Source organism: Roseburia sp. AF20-18LB (genome assembly GCF_003461185.1).
GTDB classification, from domain to species: Bacteria; Bacillota; Clostridia; order Lachnospirales; family Lachnospiraceae; genus Roseburia_C; species Roseburia_C amylophila.
Window position 1 is genome coordinate 265,811 of sequence record NZ_QTWP01000002.1, and the last position, 18,454, is coordinate 284,264.

The following is an 18,454-nucleotide window of genomic DNA, read 5'->3' on the forward strand; positions in this document are numbered from 1 at the left end:
TCATTATCACAATTGCATAAATGAAATCATATCTGCAAAACCTCTTTCAATATGCACTGATAGTGGAACCCCCTTATTATCCCTTATATATTCCAAAAATTCTGGCATATCTATCAATATCTTTTGTACAATTTGTTTCTCTTTAATCTGCAAAATTGCATGCATCGGATTTCCTATTTCTTCTATTTCATTTTCCAACTCTCTATCAACAGAACTCCAATATTTACTATATTTAGCCTGTCCAATCGCAGAATAGACATCTGCTCCAATGTTTCCATTCGGAACATTTTTATAATATTTAATATCATCATTTTCCAATACAATGAACAGTAACTTTTTTGAAAAATTACTGTCTTTTACAACTTCCAGCATTTCAAACATACAATTTCTAGATTTTAAGTAGTTGTCGCTTATTATTGTTATTACATAATCATGTTTTTCAATGGACTGCATAAAGCGTTTAAAGCTTTCATGATACTCTACATCTCTAATATCCCTTGAAATCTTTGCCTTATCATGAATGTAAGGTGCCATACTCTCTTCTAAACAATCCGCAATGTCTGCATCCTTTTGACAATATGACAAAAAAATTGTTACTATTTTCTTTTCTATATCTCCTGTTACATCTTCACATTCTATAAATCCAAGCTCTATATAAGTTCTAATTGCTACAACAAACGGCTCTATTGATTTTCTCACAAATGCCTCAATATTATCTGCAAACTTATTACTCCCCGTGTATCCCATACATAAACCAATAAGATTTTTAGGGCCATCAAGTATATATTGCAATAGTTGATATCCATAACTAATCAAATCTTCTTGTTTTGATGGGAGCACAAGCACATCCCTCCATCCTTTATCAGCGAAAATTTGTTCAAAATCATACTCTTGCTTGTTACATTCATTTATGTATCTCATAATAAATTCCGTTCCAGTAATAAAATCAAAGTATTGTTGAATACAATACATTTCTTCTTGCGAGTTCATTTTAAGCATTTGCGAAGACAAAGTTCTATATTGTAAAGAGATTTTCTGTATTTCTTTTCTATTCATCATTCCATCCTCCCGCATATAGGACAATATGTTCCTGTTTCTTTATCTATATCCATAACTTTTATATCAATGTTGCAGCATGCCTTTGCACACTTTATATAGTCGACAGATGGCGTATACAATTCCTTTTCAACTTCTTTTTTCGGGCTTTTCATAGACATTTTGATAAAACCACTTTTATTAATCTGTTTAATACTCTTACCCAATGTTCGTTCTAATTCTTCAAGCATATAATTCATTGCCATCTGTTGTGCTTTTTCCAAAACCTCTGGCACAAAAAAAGTATTAATCTTATTAGGCAATCCACATATAGGACAAAAGAAATTAATATTATCTTCACTCTCATACACATCTTGATGTAGCATGAACCTATTTTTGCAAAAATCACATTCCATCTCAATAAAACAGTCTTTATCTAGCGGAACTGATATTTTCATCAACATGTTTCCCATATTTGCCTCCCTTTCTATAAATCAAATTTTTTACACTATCTTACGAGAATTATCACTTTTCTAATATTCTTATCAGTCTCAAATCTCATCTCCAAAATGAGACTATGTGAGACTAACTTGAGACTGATTTTCTCTTACTTTTTGAAAAAATGCCGATTTTATCACATTTCTGCCACTTTGTTCAGTCTCATCTGGTATCAAATCTCATGAGACTATGTTGAGACTAACTTGAGACTGCATGAGACTAAGTCAAGCTTATCAATCCAAAGTCCATGTCGATGTCTTTTTATCATACATTGCACCTGTTACTTTTTTGATTTTGGCGTAATCTCGGAATACCGTTGCTCTTGATATATCAAGTTCTGCCATTACCTGTTCAACCGATAAGTGCAGGTTTTCACAAATCATATTGTAAATTTTTTGTTCTCTTTCAGATAAAGTTTTCTGTTCTCTTCCCTCGTCGGCAGCCACCTTGTCCAAAGGAATGGTTATTCTAAACACATCATCTTCAATCAATTCCGGCTTACCACCATCAGAATATATTGGTGTATATTTATATAGATTTCGAACGCCAGAACCAATTGTATCTGTTCTACCAATATTTGCAAAAAATTGCTGAATCAACGGATTCTTAGGATATGGTGTAAATTCATCACTCATAATATTTCCATGACGTCTTGGTATACACCAGTTTTCCGTTTTTAGCCAATCCTTTTCGATAATTACCTTTGCCGGAAATGCACTGGAATAATCTCTATGCACAAGAATATTTGCAATTACCTCTCTGGAAATAATACCTCTAATACTTGTATTCACATTGTCAATTAGGCAAAACTTATCAGAAGTGTGCTTTGCCACAAAATCCATCAGAAACTCATATGCCTCTATCAGATTTGTTGTCACCTGCAATCTATCATCATATCTATCCAAATTTTCAACCCTATAAATTGCATCTGTAATATATCCCGGACAACAGGAACGTATCACTTCATCCTTACCAAACAAAAGTACTCCGGCAAGATTATATCCTTGGATTCCTGATGAAAAATCTTTTTCCCACAAGCCTGCACTCTTCAATATTTCCACATCAGACATTTTCAGCCAAGGATGATCAGGATTTTTGCTCTTTGCAAGATTTCTTACTTTATCCATCAAATCCATGCGTAGGTCTTTCGTTGTAACATATGGGAATATCTTATGCTCCGCATATGTATTACTCTTTCTGTTATACATATTTTGCAACTGAATCGGCGAATCTGTAATATCCATGTCACCATCTTCATTCCTGTCATAAATCCTATTCACGCATTTTTCCACTGTAGATGTTGGCGGCACATATACCCACAGAAGCAACACTCCTTCATATTCCAATTCCTCTAATGAAAGATATAGTGTTGGGGACATCTTATCCGGATTATTGAGTTGATTCACAAAGTTTTTCTTCATATCCTTGACCATATTCCGGTTAATACCTATTGGTGTCCCGTCGTCTTCCGCACCCATGATGATATACCCACCATATCTGTTAGAAAAAGAGCATACTGTTTCATACACATCTTCCTGAACACCATGCTGACAGTTTTTGTATTCTACTGTTATTTTTTCATCTTTTGAAAGCAAGTTTCTCATAAATTCAATTGTCATTCTATCGCCTCCAATTTTCATCAATTAACTATTATAATACTCTGCTAAGAACTGCATTCCATGTCCTTCATTTTCCTGAATATATCGCAATAGTTCTTTATCAAATCTGTCATTCATATATTCTACTATTACTGGACACACCCAATATTGACTGCCTTCCAATGGTTCCATGTCCATTTCTAATGCATCCACATAATCAGATGAATGAAATTTAATACTATCAATTATTGCTAACAGGCTCAAGAAAATATCCGAAATATTCTGCAAAGTTTCTATCAATTCTTTATCTTTCTTTTCCTTTTCGTATTGATAAACGTAATTGTCCGTTAGATACTTTATACCATTGGTATGAACATAATTATTTAACTTTCTATCTTCTCGTTTCCATTTATCTACAAGAAAATTTTCAAAAACATATTTAACCTTTTCATTATTACTTACAAGATATGCTCTATACTTTGATGTATCAAAAAATTCTTTTCTATCCTTTGCATTTTCTGAATTTTCCAATATATTGTAAATCCATTTCTCCATAGCACGTTCTGCCTCTGTTTTTCTTTCTTCTGAAATCAATATCGAAATATCTAATGCTATCATTTTCATCATCGATTCTGGATCTAACTGAAATTCTTTACATTCTTCATCCGTTAAACCATGTTTATTCTTAATAACATTTAACACAAATAAATACTGCATCAAGTCGTCTCTGATTTTCCGGATTAAAGTATATGCATCTGAATAAGCATTCCTATGACAACAAAAATCAATAGTTTCAAGCGTTTTACAAATTGACATCATAGTTTCACCTGATAACATATATGGACCTTTTCTTCCATATGATAATTCTATTGATGAAAATGTCGTATCAGATAAGCAAAAAAAGATATACCAAATATTCTCAATATCATGATTATGAAATTTATAATTTATCTCTGCTATGTCATCCATATGCTCTCCTTCATGTTTGCTATATCTATAACCGGTGGTAAATTCTCATACCAATATCCTGATATTAATAAATTGATATTTCTTTGCTGAATATCATCATTTTTATCTATCATCTGCTTCCTCCTGAGTAAATATTACATTTTCTTAAACATCCACTTCCGTAAAGAAATATTCCAATGTATCTACAAACATATTTGCGTCAAATAATTCTTTTATTTGCTCCCTGTTCATCCAAGCAACCTGTGCCACTTCATCTGTTGTGGCATTGCCCAAATCAACCTCTCCATCATATTCAAACAGCCAAACGTCCATAATACCATTAAAAATTTTTCCCTCAATGATTTTTCGTGTCTTTGTAAAAAGAACCTGTCCATTTTCCGGCATTAAATCAACTCCAACCTCTTCCTTTGCCTCTCTAATTGCTCCTAATAAACTATCCTCACCCTTTACAACCGAACCACCTATACATTCCCACATCAATGGATATGTCGGTCTGTTTGCGGAACGTTGCGAGATAAGGTACTGTCCCTTAGAATTACGAATCCACACATGCACCACCAGATGGTATCCGTCTATCGGTAACTGTTCTCCTCTGACATGATCTTTTCCCAGAAGCTCTCGGTTTTCATTATACAAATCCCATATTTCTGCATCCGGCACATACTCCACAATATCACCAAAGTCTGCATGTAATGTTTTGCAGATTTTGCTAAGAATCGTAAGGCTCACCTCTTCATCACGGCGAAGTTTTGTCATTGTGTTTGGAGCAATTTCTGCCTTCTTACGCAAATCTGATTTACTCATTTCTTTATCCACTAATAATTTCCATAATCGTTTATATGATACAGCCATAATAGCATCTCCCATTTTATTTCCTATTTCGGTTATCCAACCAACTTATCCAACATCTCGATAATCTTTTCTTTCTCGCCACTACCATTAGTCATAAATCTCAGTAATGGAACTTCATACAGCTCCATTATATGATTTTTCAGCAAATCTCTTGAAGCCTGAACGGTATCCTCTTTATGGTATTCATATCCGTCAACCTCAATCGCCAACACAGGCTTTTTACCAATTCTGTTATAAATCAGAAAATCTAAATGTGTTGCTGGATTCATTGCATACTGACATTCCTGCTCATTTAATAGTTCTGGATTCTTAATCAACATATTCAACGGAAAATGACAAACAACATCCAAGCTTGAATACTTGTTAGCGGAGATAATGTCCTCTATCAATGAATACATCAGATTTTCCGAATCATATTCTGATACTTTTTTGTGCTTCTGCAAATATACCCTTCTTTCCTCAGTATACTGCTTGTAAAGGTAATCAAAAATCGAATAAATCTTGCTTTCAGTAACCTCAAAATTATTATACTGAATATAATCAATCAAATCTGTTATATTGCGCTCTTTTGATTGCTCATTTCCAGTTACAACCAGCATCAATTTCTTTTTAGCTCTTGATACAGCAACATTGATTAAATATGGATCATCAGCAAAATCAGATATTTCATCATCCACGGTAGATATAATAATATTCTCTTTCTCCTTTCCCTGAAACTTATGCACTGTGGAAGCATCAATATCTGTTATCTCCTTGCTTAATGCTTCTACCTGATTTTTGTATGGTGCAATAATTCCCGTTTCTTCCGGATTTGAAACATATTTGGGTATAATCTCATTTTTAATAACATCTATCTGGCGCTGGCTATAATGATTACGCTCATGATTTCCCGCTACCGTTTTTACTACCGATAAAACATCCTCTTCACCCTTATCCGTTGTCATAACAATCAATTCACCACGATAGAATTTCTGGTTACAGAAATTTATTATTTTAGGGTGACACCTATAATGTTCCCGCAACAATGTTTGTGTTACGTTTGGCATAACATCCAAAATGGATTGCAGAAAGCTATTTGTATACTGATATCCCTCACTAATATGAAAGCTGTCAAATATAACTTTTGCTTTAACCTTTGTATCATCTTTAACAACATTAGGAAGCTGCTTGGTATCACCCACAATAACAACATTCCTTGCACAGGACAATGCCAATGCACCAGTTGCAATATCTACCTGTGATGCCTCATCCATGATAAGGTAATCATACACCACATCTGAATTCAGACTGTTCCTTGACGAAAATGTTGTACTTAATATAACCGGATACTCAATCAGTACACCGTATGGCTCCTTCCACAGATTATCTTCACTAAACATTTTTCTCTTGCTGTTACCTTCATACTTTCTTGCCAGTTTGTCTTTTAGGACAACCATTGACTGATTGCATAAATCCTCAAGCAAATTTTTATTAACACTATTTAAATACTTTTCAATATCTGCAATTTCTGCAGACAACTCCGCTTGCTTTGCACGATAATACGTTGCCTGAAAGGTTGTAATTATCTTTGAAATATCCTGCTTATAAATACCCCAATCGGTTACTCCATATTTAAATAAGGCTTTTATCTTAAACCAAAATCCTATTGCCGTTTTTTCTTCTGAAATCAACTGGCAATCCTGCCACAATACCATCCATTGCTTTGAAGATAGCTTTTTCTTGAACTTAATACTATCTGTATGAACATCTGATTCTTTAACATATTGATTGAAATATTCCTGTTCAGTAACCAACTGTGAAAGTTCCTGCCTTAAACACGCCCGTTTTTCCTGCTTATCAAAGACACTTTTTAACTGACTGGATTGCTCTGCTATTCTCTTCTGCAAAACACTTGGATCTTCTCCCATTTTCCACGACGAAAAATCGGGATAAGTGGCATCCTGATTCTCAACAAATAATTTCTTATTTTTAGAACTTCCTAATGTCGCAGCGACAAAACCCAAATTGTACTTGGGTGATGATAATTTTTCATATACGTTTTCCGTTGCCGAATTATTATTGGATACTATCTGTACCGTTTTCCCTTGCATTAATATATTGGCAATAATATTCAATATCGTTTGTGTCTTTCCCGTTCCTGGAGGTCCCTGTATAACACTAATCTGATTCTCCATGGCATTTTTTACAGCCTTATACTGACTGTTATTGCATCCAAATGGGAAAATCGGAATGTATTCGCGTCCTGTTCTTTTTCCTTGCAATGATGATGGATTCAAATACTTTGCTAAAGCTACATCACTACCCACAAAAGAAATCTTATCAAACCTCTTAGACAATAATTTTTCACCAGTCTCTTCATTCTTAAGATTACTCAAACCTGCAATTTGCTTTATATATTCAAATACATTTGATGACTGACTCTGAGTAAGACATGACTCTATAATATGCAAGTCGTTCCGACGATAATCTCTTTCACTACCATCGCCAAAACAAATGTGCCAATAAGACTCACTTCCGCTTCTAAATACATATATTGCATTAACATCAAAGAACTCTCGTCCTTCTCTGCTAATCCTATACATGTTAGGATTCAAAACCTCCGGATCAATCAACTTTTCCACATTCAAATATGCATACGAGTATGTTTTTCCATTATTGAATTTTACATCCCATTTTTTGGTATTTCTATTGTAACCACATGACATTATTTCGGATGTCTTTATTTCACCCTTGATAATGACCATATAATATCGTGTATTCATCTATTCCTCACTACTTCTTATCCGCACGCTGATTGCCCTTGAATTCCTTCTCCACATAGCAATGTTCATGCTTACCAACCAACTTATCACCTTTAAAATCCAGTTCAATAATATATGGCATCCAGTCGATAATTCTTAGAAAATCTTCACATCCAAAACTGTTATCATAAAAATTCAATATAGTACTAAGGGCAGTACCATGGGTTCCTAAAACAATATCTTTATCCGTATTATCTGATAAAATCTCGTTTAGCGCCTCTATGTTACGATTTTGAACCATAGCAATGGATTCTCCACCCTCTTCATGATAATCATGGTCAGCCCAACGTTTCTGGAACATTCCGTGGTTGTTGCCATCAGGACCTTTTTCACGCTCCCTTAATCTCTCATCTGTTATAATTTCTTTTCCAAAAAAAGCTGCCGCATCTGCAATGGTATCCATGCTGCGTTTGTATGGACTACAATAAAACGCATCTATTTTCTTGTCCTTCAAAAATTCTAGTACAATTGCAGAATCTTTCTTGCCTTCTTCCGTCAAAGGTCTTGTTCTGTCTTCTTTCCAATCATGTTCCGGCTGTGCGTGACGCACGAAAACACACTCTTGTCATTTGATCAGCTCCATTTCATCTTCAATTTTTACAAATCCATACTTTTCATATAACGGTCGTCCCATCTCTGTCGTCTCTAAAGCAATCTGTGATACGCCCTGTTTCCTTACATCCTTTACCAGCAAATCCAATGTGTGAATTGCAATTCCCTGTCTTCGATATTCCGGTGCCGTATACATATTCATAATATACGCTTTTTTACCAGTCGGATTATGATATGTCGACATCACCTGATAAAAACTGACACCACCTGCACCGACAAATGCCCCGTTATCATACACCAAATATGCAATATGCTCACCGGTTTCTAATGCACGCTTATAATACTCATAGGATTCTTTTTCCACCAATGACATATCCACATCATTCGATAGTTTGTTGGCTGCTCGAAGGACGATAATTCTTGTTTTTACAAGTTCATCTATGTCTGCTATGGTTGCTTTTTTATATTTATAGTTTTTTGCCATCACATACTCACCCTCTAAATCTGTTAATCTTTTCGAATCAATTTTACCACCTATCCTTAACTCTTTCTGCTGTTGCTCCATTTCTTACAAGACTACAATTCATTACCAATACTTTCATTTTGACCTCCGTTTTCATGTACCATATTTTATATGATATCACAGAATCACTATATCATCAATAACAATCGCAACTTCTTGCGATTGTTTCCCGGTTTGCAATATATAATTCAGGTGCGTAAAGTGAATCGGGGATACGCAGAAGAATCATTATTTCATAGTGCGTAAATGCATGGTTTGGAATCCTTCTTAAGAAGTTATATGAACTGCACAGTTATTCGCCAGTCTGCTAAAAAAGTGCAAAAATTAGAGCCAGCCTTTCAACTGACTCTGCTCTACCCCAAAGCATATTATAATTTACTCTCGTATTAGCTTTTTATTTCTACTCATCAAATAAAAATTAGTTCCCATAAGATATACACCAATCCTCTTCTTTTGATTATATGATATCCTATAGGAACTATAATTGCATTGGACTGTTAGTCCAAAAGTTTATCCCACTCTGCTTCTTTAAAACCTATACTCTGTATTCACTCTTTAATCTCCCAATGACCACTGTAGCCGCTTCCTTTCATATAAACTATAACCAATTATACTATAAGCAAGGTTGACCGGCTACCGCAAAATAAAACCGAACCTGAAAAATTGGCTCTATTCAAAACTATATCCCCACTCTCAAATCCGTATGTTTCAAAGGTTTCTTAACACTATGAGTCAAAATTTAGAGTCAAATTTTACTAAATCGGAGTGAAACATCCCCATTTCATCCCCAATCTAAAATAAAAAGCCCCACAAAGCCCATAAATACAGGCTTTGTGAGGATATGTTCTCTATTCAAACTCTTGGGCGGAGAGATTTATCTGGTTGTTTTTCGGTACACATTAGAGTGTTTTATTATTCATATTCATCATAATTTGAGTTTTTCTCTGCCTCGTCCAAAATTATTAGAGCCAAAATGGAGCCAAATATAATTATTCTTCTTTAACTCTACCTAGTGCTGACATAGGATTCTTTCAATATGCACAAATTCATTTTATCATATTGTTTTCAAACTCCCGAAGTTTAGCTCTTTGGGAATATGTATATCCACTTGGCATTAATGCATTAACTGGCATAGAAACACATTTGGCACTTTTAGATTTACATGCCTTTTTCTCTGTCCCGTAACTCGAATGTTTTTTTGTACTTGAATTTACTTTTTTTACGACCGTTCTAGACATTTTTCCTCACCTTTTCTTCCCATGATATGTTTTTTTACATATTAATTCCAAAAAATTTTGTTCGAATTCAAAATTATCCTGCATTCTATCAATCCAATTTGAATCAAGTGTTTCTAAAAATGTCGCATACAATTGTGCCATTGAAAAAAGCAGCTGTGCAACTTCCTTATCAAAAACCTCTTTGCTTAAATCCGTATTCAATGTATCACAACATAAATATCCTAAATATTTCATTGAACCATCGGCTTGTTTAACTCTTAATGCAACAACCACTGCACAATTGTAATACAAGTCAAAATCCACATGTTCATTAGCATAACTTTGACTATTTTTATTTGCATTATTAATTATAAAATGATCTTTGGTAAGACATTGTACAAAATCTGCATTTCCTAAAATGGTATATGGCTCTTCTCCTATCTCTCTCATGTTGATCATATGTACACTTATCTCGAAATGCAGTATACACCAAAATATCATCCTTATTATCTATCGAATACAATGGCTTATCAAAAAGCTTAATTGTTACAGATACTTTATTTGACAACTCGTTCATCTTAAGATATGCTTCTACACTAGCAACTATGCAATTCAATAAATTACTAGTATATCTTTTAAACAAATCAAACAATCCTATAGAAAAATCCTCATAAGACTTTTGTAATTCACTCCTTATTGTATCCACATCAATTGTATCATTATTTTGCAATGTTTCCAACAAATGATAAGCTTTTTCATTAATTTCCGGAATTCTATTACATAATTCATTATTCAACTTGCTAGCATTTTTTATATTTGAAATAATTGTAGCAAAGAATTTATTATTCAATTTCTCTTTATCTAAGTATTTTGTTTTTTCTTTTTCTATTTCTGAATTCAAATAATCAATTTGATCATTTGCCTCTTCTATCTTATTTTGTAACTCTTTTTCATTTTCTTGATACGAATATTTTATCTTTAAATTCCATCCCCAAATAATAGCTAATAAACTTTCCGTAGCAAGCACAACAAAATAAACATACCACATTCCAGTATCAGTACCTGCAAATGCTGAAATCACAGTTGCAACTATACCGATAATACCTATTATAAAACTGAGAATTTCAAAAAAATGATCCATAATTCTTTTAATCATTATTAACCTCTCCAATTTCCATCTTTGTAATCTAATATATAATTTTAACATATATCGACAACTATTTCCATATTTTTATATATTGATAACAAAAGAGCATGACCACACCGCCATACTCTTTATTACCATAACAATCTCTTTATCATATCCCTTGGACAATTTGATTCACTCTGCCTTTTATACAACGTATTTCTTTCTTATTCTCAAAACTTTTTCATTTGCTCCAACTGTTTATATTTCGTTGCCATGTTATAGACACATTCTACAATGTTGTCCAATCTATTCTCATCCATCATATCAATCCATCCTTTCGTTTATCTTGCCCCATAAGCTCTGTTATACTGTCTTGCCTGTTGCTCCATGCGTTCCTGCTCCTTTACCTTACTGATAATAGTGTTGATTTGCTCCGCACCGGCATATCGTTTCACACGTTCCAGATCATCGGCTTTTTCCTGCAATAATTCTGTTTTAACAGACATATCTCTAATCTTGCCTTTATAAAATTCCACATCACTTGTGAGATGCTTAACTTTATCTCGCAGTTGAAGCACTTCCTCTTTTAATCTAACACATTGGATTGTCAGGCTTTTTACCAGTTCCTTCAATTTGTTTACAAGAGGCAACGCTACTTTATCCCGAAATGACTTTGCACTTGCAAATGCTCCCGGCTCTGAAAGTTGCCATTCAGGTTCTTCATCATACTTTCGGACGTCATGCTGCAACAACTTTTCTGACTGCACCATCTGGTTAATGCTACTTTTCAATTTCTCCTGTTGTATTTCAAGCTGGGCATTATCTTTCTGTAGCCTATCCTGCATTTGTTTTAATGCCTGATTATCCGATTGTAGCGCAGTTTGCTTTTGCTCCAGTTTTTCATTATCCTCTTGTAATTTATTCTGTTCTTGTTCCAATCGCTGGTTCTCGGACTGTAAAACACTCTGTTTCATCTCCAACTCGCTATTATCTGTCCGCAATTGCCATTGTTGCTGTTCCAAGTGGCGATTATCCGTCCGTAGTTCCACCTTTTTCATTTCAAGGCTTGTATTTTCCACTCGCAATTGCTGATTGCTTGCACTTAATGTTTCATTATCCCTCTGAACAGCAATACCTTCCTCTATTGCTTTTTCAACAGCCTCCTCAGCTCTTACTTGCTTCATTGTAGTGGTCATTAGTTCCTGCTTCATAGAGAATACTGCCTGATTCAATTTATCAACCTCTGAGTTCTTTTCCTGCTTTTGACTGTCTAATTCCGCTACTTCTTTAGCTCTCTCCTGTTTTTCAAAGTCCAGTACCGACAAATGCTTCTCATGTGTTCCCTTTTGAAGCCATTTAACACCATATCGCCCCATTACCATAGCCATTGCCTGCTTCTCCACTGCAATCCATTGATTCCACTCTGTAGCACCTCTTGTACCACCTGTAAAACCCTCTGCAGCCAATGCTGATTTTAACGATACTCTTGTATCCAATCCCCGCTTGCTGCCTGTAATGTATGGCACAAAATCAATGTGTAAATGTGGTGTTTCCTCATCCATATGCAAGTGGGCAGAAAACACATACAAGTTAGGATTTCGTGCTTGAAACTCGTCCATAAACTCTGTTAATATCTTTTTAGCAAGAAGTCCTTCTTCACTTTTGGCATTCATATCGTCTTTATTTCCAATCTGAAAAATCACTTCATGAAAAAGTTTTTCCTGCTTGCCTTGTCTGATTTTTTCATAATAATCATCAATCACTCGATCCTTACGTTTCTGCTTTGCATTATATCGTTCAAGTGCTTCATCAAACAATTTATGATAAACCTGTTTTATATCTTCATTACAAAAATGAACATTAGCACCACTTCTATCACTATCCACATTTTTAGCTGTAAAAGCTCGGGTGTTGTGATTAACGGAACCTTTTCCTACCATCCCACTAATCGTTCTTTCCATAGGCAATTCTCTCCTTCCTTTTATCTGTTATATTAGTGCCGGATACGGCACAGGCTTTGTTACTTTCGTCGAAAGTAACGCAAAGGCACTTTTGGCAGCGAAGCCACCAAAAATGCAACCTGAAAGTCTGGCAAGCCATCCTTTTCAGGCTTTGTGCCCTGCCGGGAGCCAGACATCCGATGGATGTCTGCTCCGCTCCGGTCGGAGCGGAGACTTCCACTGCCGCATACGGTCAGGAAAAACGCCAATGCTTCGCACAGGCATTTTCCCGCCGTCTGCTTGTAAATCGTACTACCTCTTTAAAAATCTCTCATCCCTCTCTACCCCCTGATATTCACGGTCTTTCGCCACTTTATCCATTACCGATAAGAGAGAGAGCGACCGTGCTTTCCTCCCAGCCGGCAAGCCATATCAATACCTTGATTTCGTCCCTTGACAGGTCCACGCCGTGCAGCAATCCCAGTATCTTTTCCAATTGCCGGCTTTGATACTCTGACAGTCCGCTCAATCCGACCACCTCACTTTTGTCCATATGATATAATGAGCCTTGACCGGCTCATATTAGAAGCTGCGTTGCAGCTTCGTTATGTGCAAAAACCGTGCACTCATGCACTAATGATAGTGTAAAATGATAGCTTTTTTCCGAATTGATATAGTAAAGTGATAGCAATTTTCCGTTTTGCTATAGTAAAGTGATAGCATTGTCTTTTTCTCATTTTCTAAAATATATAGTTTTTGCTATCAATTTCTGAAAATGATATAGTTTTCTATAGCAATTTGCGGAAATGATATAGAAATTGCTATCATCTCAACGTCTTTTCAACATGGCAAGATGACCTGTTCCTACCATTAAGACATCTTGCCATCTTCCCTATAGATACCAATACCAGCTATTCCCTATCTTTTGCGAAGATATATCCAATGCTTTCTTGGCATTTCTCAAAGTCTTAGTTTTTATCCCCTGCATTTGAGCAGCTTCTTCGATATCATTTTGAGCAGCCTTACCCTCTTTCAGCATTTCCGTCAGAAATTCTTTCGCCTCTCTAATCTTCTGACCTTTGATCTCTCCACCGGACAATAACTCATCTACGGTAATATTGACCTTTCCCTCCCAATAAAAGCCTGTATCTTTATCTAAGCGAAACGCAATAGAGCTTCCTTCCGGAGCAAGACTGCTTTTGTCATGAGCCATTACACGAAGTGTGGGATCTTCTTTAACACGTCCAACCACCAGGACACTTCTAGCAGTTGCCTGAAAATCTATAGAACCCAGCCCGCGATATGTAGATTTTGAACCACTGGATTTATTCATATGACCAATAAGAAGAATCGCACAGCCATACTTTTCTGCAATATCACCCAGCAGTTTCATGACAGGGCGGATTTCATTTGCCCGGTGCATATCTACATCCGCTCCCAGATATGCCCGAATTGGATCTAAGATTAAAAGTTTTGCCTTTGTATCCTTCAATGCCCGTTCAATCCTTTCATCTTTCATGGATAGTCCCTGCTTACTTTCATCAATCACAAGAATTCTGCTACAGTCTGCTCCTGCAGCAAGTAATCTTGGTTTGACGGTATCTGCCAAGCCATCCTCCGCTGTTTGGTAGATCACTGATACTGCCGGTTGCTCTTTATCATTCCCTGGTAGTTTTCCGCCATTTGATAAAATAGCTGCCAACTGCAACACCATCGTCGTTTTCCCTTCTCCTGGATCTCCTTGAATGATTGTTATTTTCCCATATGGAATATACGGATACCACAACCACTCCACTTCTCTCTCTTCAACATCCTCCATCCGAATGATGTTATAATTATCCTGCTGATTCGTTTTATCCATACATCTATGCCTCCTTCATTTATGTCACAGAAAAATCTCTGCTATTCTTTAGTTGCATTTACATCGATACTAAAGGTTTTCCTATTATCATTAATCTTGACATTTGCTACTATCGGGGTTTTTTCCTTATCTTCCTTTGTTCCTTGCCAGAGATACTTTGCACCATCCAGCATTGCAATAATCGCCTGTAACATATCCATACAGTCATTTCGCATATCTTCCAACCCCTCAGCAGTAAGTGTTACCTCCTGCTGTCCCAGTTGTTTTACCAGTTCGAAAAGATTTGTCTGCATATTCTGCAATTCCTCTACAAGCTGGTAAATGACCTCTTTCTTTCCTACAACACATATTCTGTTATAAATGCAGGAACGGACAAAATAATCTTTTTTCTGCATACCGCTTGCAAGTATCTTGGCTTCAATCATTTCCCGCTCTCTGTCCGATACACGAAAGCTGATTGTCGGATGTTTGTGTACTCCGCTCATAAATTGTCCTCCTCATTCTCCAGTTCTAGCCTATTTGCCAGTTCTGCCTGTTTATTCGGATATAAATGTGAATAAGTATTTAATGTTGTTTCTATCTTTTCATGCCCCAGCCGCTCCGCTATTGCCAAGGGCTGAAATCCAAGTTCCACCAGAAGTGATGCGTGGCTGTGACGCAAATCATGAATACGGATTCTCTTAACTCCTGTTTCCTTTATGCCTCGTACAATCTCATGCTCCATATAAGATTTTGTAAACCGGAACATTCTTTCATTTGGCATAATTCCATATAAATGACTGCAATATTCCTTTAGTTCCTCTACCAGAAATGGTGGAATCGTAATCTTACGATTGCTCTTTGGTGTTTTAGGCGGTGTAATCACATCCTTTCCATCTAATCTCTGATATGATTTTGAAATGCTTATAATTCGTTTTTCCAAATCAATATCTTCATAGGTAAGTGCCAGCAATTCTCCTATACGCATCCCTGTCCAATACAGAAGCATAAATGCCATTCTCGCCTCCGGTTTCTTGTCCATAGACGGAAGAAACTGCTTAAACTCCTGTTTTGTCCAGAACTCCATATCATCAGCCTTGCTTTTCCCGATACTTCCTGCTTTCCTGCAGGGATTATCTTTCAGGTCATAATATCTGACCGCATAATTGAAAAGTGCTGCCAACTGGTTATTAATACTTTTAAGATAAGTCGGTGCGTACCCCTGCTTAATCAATTCATTCTACCAAGCCCGGATATCTGAAGTCTTAATCTCACACATCTTTTTCTTTTTGAAATAAGGTGTAACCTTTAAATCAAACACATATCTTTTATTCTTGATTGTGCTTTCTCTAAGCCGGTTCTCCACATCAGAGAAATAGATTTCAACAAAATTCTCAAAGTTAATATCCAAATCTTTTCTCTGCTGTTGACGGAAGTTCCGCTCCCACTCCTCTGCTTCTGCTTTTGTCTTAAAGCCTCTTTTGTTCTTTTTATGGCGTACACCCTGCCAGTCCTCATAATAGAACTGGCTGCGCCATGTTTTACCATCTCTTGTAGCTGGCATATCATCATCTCCTCTCCATTAACCAACTGCCATACCATAAAACTTTTCTTTAAAATACTTTGTAGGTACCTTGCCTGAAATCACTCGATAGCCTTTTTCTTTCAATTCATTATTAAGACCACGAATGATTTTATAAGCATATCCTCTTGATACTCCAAGAATCTGTGCAGCTTCATCTGCTGTTACATACATCTTCATCGTATTCTCCATATTGTGTTCTCCTTCCTGTTTTCATTTTAGTACACTTTTGTGACCTTATTTGCTCGTATTATATAGTACACATTTGTGTCTGTCAAGCAATTTAATCAAATTTTTATACACAAATGTGTCCCATTGTGATAGAATAGGGGTAACAAATCATAAAGGAGCATTTTTATGACTACTGGAGAAAAGATTAAATACTTTCGCAATATGCGTGGAATATCGCAGGAAACGCTTGGTCAGTTATCCGGCATAAACTCCGCAACAATAAAGAAATATGAATATGGAATCCGTAATCCAAAGCCTGACCAGCTTTTAAAGATTGCCAATGCACTAGGCATCAGCATTAACATTTTCATGGATTTTGATATAGAAACAGTTTCTGATGTCTTATCATTACTGTTTAAACTGGATGATCAGATTGATATGAAATTTGAGGCAGATAAGGACGATGAGGGCAATTTCAAACCTGCTACTGTTAAACTGTCCTTTAAGAACAACCTCATCAATAAAAAACTCTGTACCTATATGAAAGCTCTGGAAATTCGTGAAAATATGCTAAAAGCTAAAGATGATTATTCAGAAGAAGAGTATGCTGACAGTTTGCAGCATATCAATGAAAATATCGAAGAAATCAAGCAGCATCTGCTTGATGACAATATGGTTGTCAAAAAAGGCATTGACCGCCTTACTGTAAAAAATTATCCAAATTAGTGAAACCTCTTGAATTATCAGACATAAGATGATCATATCTAATTAAACAGAAAGCACCCACTCCAAAGGTGGATGCTCCGAGTTTAGGTTAATGAATGTCCTTAAGGACACCGCCTATCCTGTGGATCAGACAGGATAGGCATTTTTATTTTTGCCTGCTATTCCTCGAAGAGCTTTTCTCTTTATCGAGAAAGGCAAGCAACGCTACAATCAAGCTACCAAATGACATCAGCAATGCTAATATCCCAATGAAAATCGAAATGCTATCATAAGCTGTCATCGGCGCCACGTCTACACTCCGTTTCGGTCGGTGCCAAACAGGTGCCAGTGGCACCTAGCACCCCTTCCTATGTATTCCGGTTGCCCGGTATCATAAAACTCGGGAGGCTACCTCTACGCTCCGCTCCGGTCGGCGCTAAACAAGCGTCCCCCGGACGCTTAACGCCCTGTCATGGGTACTTTCCTTAGATAGTATCCTAACATATATATCTATATCATGTGCACTGCAAGAACAATTACAAATTAAATCTTACTTACTTTATAGGTTTATTTCCAGTTCAAGGCAATTCCATTCTTCTCCCATTACAGTATACTTTTCTATTTCATCTTGAGATACATCCTCAAAACCTATCGCCTTATAGCAGTAATAAGCTGATTCATTATTCTCAAAAACGCCTAATGAAACTTTATTAACGCCGAATATTTCTTTAGCATATTTTAAGCCTAATTTCAGCATATTTTTTCCATATCCCCGCCCACGTTTTCTCGAATCAACGATTACAAAGCCAAACCGCAACTCCTCAAAGAATTCATTCGGTCGTCTCATAGTAAAAAATCCTATTATCTCATTATCATCAATAGCAGTAAATGCCATAAGATTACTTACCGCATTGAACTGTTCCACAGAAATTGGATATTCCCCCAAAATTCCTGCTGTCCATTTATAAAAAGCTTTCTCGTCCTTTATCCATGACAAAATCGTTTCTGCATCATCTTTTTTGTACGGTCTTAATCTTAACAT

The 18,454-nt window shown here is 36.1% G+C and carries 17 protein-coding genes and 1 pseudogene; 1 reads left to right on the top strand and 17 read right to left on the bottom strand.

Annotation, left to right across the window (positions count from 1 at the left end):
• Positions 1-6 precede the first annotated feature (6 nt).
• The 16 genes and pseudogenes from DWX65_RS05925 to DWX65_RS06005 form a co-directional block, all read right to left on the bottom strand.
• Positions 7-1,059 (bottom strand): toll/interleukin-1 receptor domain-containing protein, encoded by a 1,053-nt coding sequence (locus tag DWX65_RS05925; protein ID WP_242997823.1) that lies wholly within the window; start codon positions 1,057-1,059, stop codon positions 7-9.
• Complete coding sequence (locus DWX65_RS05930; protein WP_118173046.1) at positions 1,056-1,508, bottom strand: hypothetical protein; 453 nt, start codon at positions 1,506-1,508, stop codon at positions 1,056-1,058. The genes DWX65_RS05925 and DWX65_RS05930 overlap by 4 nt, the downstream gene beginning before the upstream one ends.
• A 258-nt stretch (positions 1,509-1,766) precedes the next feature.
• The gene (locus DWX65_RS05935) at positions 1,767-3,152 is read right to left on the bottom strand and encodes an RNA-binding domain-containing protein (RefSeq protein WP_118173047.1); all 1,386 of its coding nucleotides are present in this window, start codon (positions 3,150-3,152) and stop codon (positions 1,767-1,769) included.
• A 24-nt stretch (positions 3,153-3,176) separates the two neighbouring features.
• On the bottom strand, positions 3,177-4,100 hold the full coding sequence (locus DWX65_RS05940; RefSeq protein ID WP_118173048.1) for a hypothetical protein: 924 nt from the start codon (positions 4,098-4,100) through the stop codon (positions 3,177-3,179).
• The gene (locus DWX65_RS15495; RefSeq protein ID WP_278336297.1) at positions 4,088-4,213 is read right to left on the bottom strand and encodes a hypothetical protein; all 126 of its coding nucleotides are present in this window, start codon (positions 4,211-4,213) and stop codon (positions 4,088-4,090) included. The genes DWX65_RS05940 and DWX65_RS15495 overlap by 13 nt, the downstream gene beginning before the upstream one ends.
• 31 nt (positions 4,214-4,244) lie before the next feature.
• Positions 4,245-4,952, bottom strand: coding sequence for a helix-turn-helix domain-containing protein (locus tag DWX65_RS05945; protein ID WP_118173151.1), 708 nt, complete (start codon positions 4,950-4,952; stop codon positions 4,245-4,247).
• A gap of 32 nt (positions 4,953-4,984) precedes the next feature.
• A complete protein-coding gene (locus tag DWX65_RS05950) occupies positions 4,985-7,714 on the bottom strand; it encodes an AAA domain-containing protein (RefSeq protein ID WP_158564706.1) in 2,730 nt (909 codons plus the stop codon).
• A gap of 10 nt (positions 7,715-7,724) precedes the next feature.
• Positions 7,725-8,303, bottom strand: coding sequence for a histidine phosphatase family protein (locus DWX65_RS05955; protein WP_118173049.1), 579 nt, complete (start codon positions 8,301-8,303; stop codon positions 7,725-7,727).
• A gap of 15 nt (positions 8,304-8,318) precedes the next feature.
• The gene (locus DWX65_RS05960; protein ID WP_118173050.1) at positions 8,319-8,789 is read right to left on the bottom strand and encodes a GNAT family N-acetyltransferase; all 471 of its coding nucleotides are present in this window, start codon (positions 8,787-8,789) and stop codon (positions 8,319-8,321) included.
• A gap of 1,283 nt (positions 8,790-10,072) precedes the next feature.
• Positions 10,073-10,369, bottom strand: coding sequence for a hypothetical protein (locus tag DWX65_RS14825; RefSeq protein WP_199535037.1), 297 nt, complete (start codon positions 10,367-10,369; stop codon positions 10,073-10,075).
• 40 nt (positions 10,370-10,409) lie between these two features.
• A complete protein-coding gene (locus DWX65_RS05980; RefSeq protein ID WP_118173053.1) occupies positions 10,410-11,201 on the bottom strand; it encodes a hypothetical protein in 792 nt (263 codons plus the stop codon).
• Positions 11,202-11,515: 314 nt separating this feature from the next.
• Positions 11,516-13,135 carry a plasmid recombination protein gene (locus DWX65_RS05985; protein WP_118173054.1) on the bottom strand — a complete coding sequence of 540 codons (1,620 nt, stop codon included), beginning with the start codon at positions 13,133-13,135 and terminating at the stop codon, positions 11,516-11,518.
• Positions 13,136-14,006: 871 nt separating this feature from the next.
• Complete coding sequence (locus tag DWX65_RS05990) at positions 14,007-14,975, bottom strand: AAA family ATPase (protein WP_118173055.1); 969 nt, start codon at positions 14,973-14,975, stop codon at positions 14,007-14,009.
• Positions 14,976-15,016: 41 nt separating this feature from the next.
• A complete protein-coding gene (locus tag DWX65_RS05995) occupies positions 15,017-15,460 on the bottom strand; it encodes a plasmid mobilization protein (protein WP_242997824.1) in 444 nt (147 codons plus the stop codon).
• Positions 15,457-16,518, bottom strand: a pseudogene (locus tag DWX65_RS06000) (tyrosine-type recombinase/integrase). Before DWX65_RS06000 ends, DWX65_RS05995 begins: the two are co-directional and overlap by 4 nt.
• 18 nt (positions 16,519-16,536) lie before the next feature.
• Positions 16,537-16,728, bottom strand: a complete 192-nt coding sequence (locus DWX65_RS06005; protein WP_118173056.1) for an ICEBs1 excisionase — start codon at positions 16,726-16,728, stop codon at positions 16,537-16,539.
• Between the two features lie 165 nt (positions 16,729-16,893).
• On the opposite strand from DWX65_RS06005, the gene DWX65_RS06010 reads away from it, so the two are divergent.
• Positions 16,894-17,433 (top strand): helix-turn-helix domain-containing protein, encoded by a 540-nt coding sequence (locus DWX65_RS06010; RefSeq protein ID WP_118173057.1) that lies wholly within the window; start codon positions 16,894-16,896, stop codon positions 17,431-17,433.
• A gap of 538 nt (positions 17,434-17,971) precedes the next feature.
• On the opposite strand, the gene DWX65_RS06020 is transcribed toward DWX65_RS06010, so the two are convergent.
• Positions 17,972-18,454, bottom strand: coding sequence for a GNAT family N-acetyltransferase (locus tag DWX65_RS06020; RefSeq protein ID WP_118173059.1), 483 nt, complete (start codon positions 18,452-18,454; stop codon positions 17,972-17,974).

What these genes read in the sequence shown, in the direction of transcription:
- DWX65_RS06020 (WP_118173059.1), bottom strand. Translation starts at nt 18,454, where the DNA reads ATGTTAAGATTAAGACCGTACAAAAAAGATGATGCAGAAACGATTTTG.
- DWX65_RS05940 (WP_118173048.1), bottom strand. Translation starts at nt 4,100, where the DNA reads ATGGATGACATAGCAGAGATAAATTATAAATTTCATAATCATGATATT.
- DWX65_RS15495 (WP_278336297.1), bottom strand. Translation starts at nt 4,213, where the DNA reads ATGATAGATAAAAATGATGATATTCAGCAAAGAAATATCAATTTATTA.
- DWX65_RS06005 (WP_118173056.1), bottom strand. Translation starts at nt 16,728, where the DNA reads ATGGAGAATACGATGAAGATGTATGTAACAGCAGATGAAGCTGCACAG.
- DWX65_RS05925 (WP_242997823.1), bottom strand. Translation starts at nt 1,059, where the DNA reads ATGATGAATAGAAAAGAAATACAGAAAATCTCTTTACAATATAGAACT.
- DWX65_RS05995 (WP_242997824.1), bottom strand. Translation starts at nt 15,460, where the DNA reads ATGAGCGGAGTACACAAACATCCGACAATCAGCTTTCGTGTATCGGAC.
- DWX65_RS05980 (WP_118173053.1), bottom strand. Translation starts at nt 11,201, where the DNA reads ATGATTAAAAGAATTATGGATCATTTTTTTGAAATTCTCAGTTTTATA.
- DWX65_RS05985 (WP_118173054.1), bottom strand. Translation starts at nt 13,135, where the DNA reads ATGGAAAGAACGATTAGTGGGATGGTAGGAAAAGGTTCCGTTAATCAC.
- DWX65_RS06010 (WP_118173057.1), top strand. Translation starts at nt 16,894, where the DNA reads ATGACTACTGGAGAAAAGATTAAATACTTTCGCAATATGCGTGGAATA.
- DWX65_RS05945 (WP_118173151.1), bottom strand. Translation starts at nt 4,952, where the DNA reads ATGGCTGTATCATATAAACGATTATGGAAATTATTAGTGGATAAAGAA.
- DWX65_RS05930 (WP_118173046.1), bottom strand. Translation starts at nt 1,508, where the DNA reads ATGGGAAACATGTTGATGAAAATATCAGTTCCGCTAGATAAAGACTGT.
- DWX65_RS05935 (WP_118173047.1), bottom strand. Translation starts at nt 3,152, where the DNA reads ATGACAATTGAATTTATGAGAAACTTGCTTTCAAAAGATGAAAAAATA.
- DWX65_RS05950 (WP_158564706.1), bottom strand. Translation starts at nt 7,714, where the DNA reads ATGAATACACGATATTATATGGTCATTATCAAGGGTGAAATAAAGACA.
- DWX65_RS05990 (WP_118173055.1), bottom strand. Translation starts at nt 14,975, where the DNA reads ATGGATAAAACGAATCAGCAGGATAATTATAACATCATTCGGATGGAG.
- DWX65_RS05960 (WP_118173050.1), bottom strand. Translation starts at nt 8,789, where the DNA reads ATGGCAAAAAACTATAAATATAAAAAAGCAACCATAGCAGACATAGAT.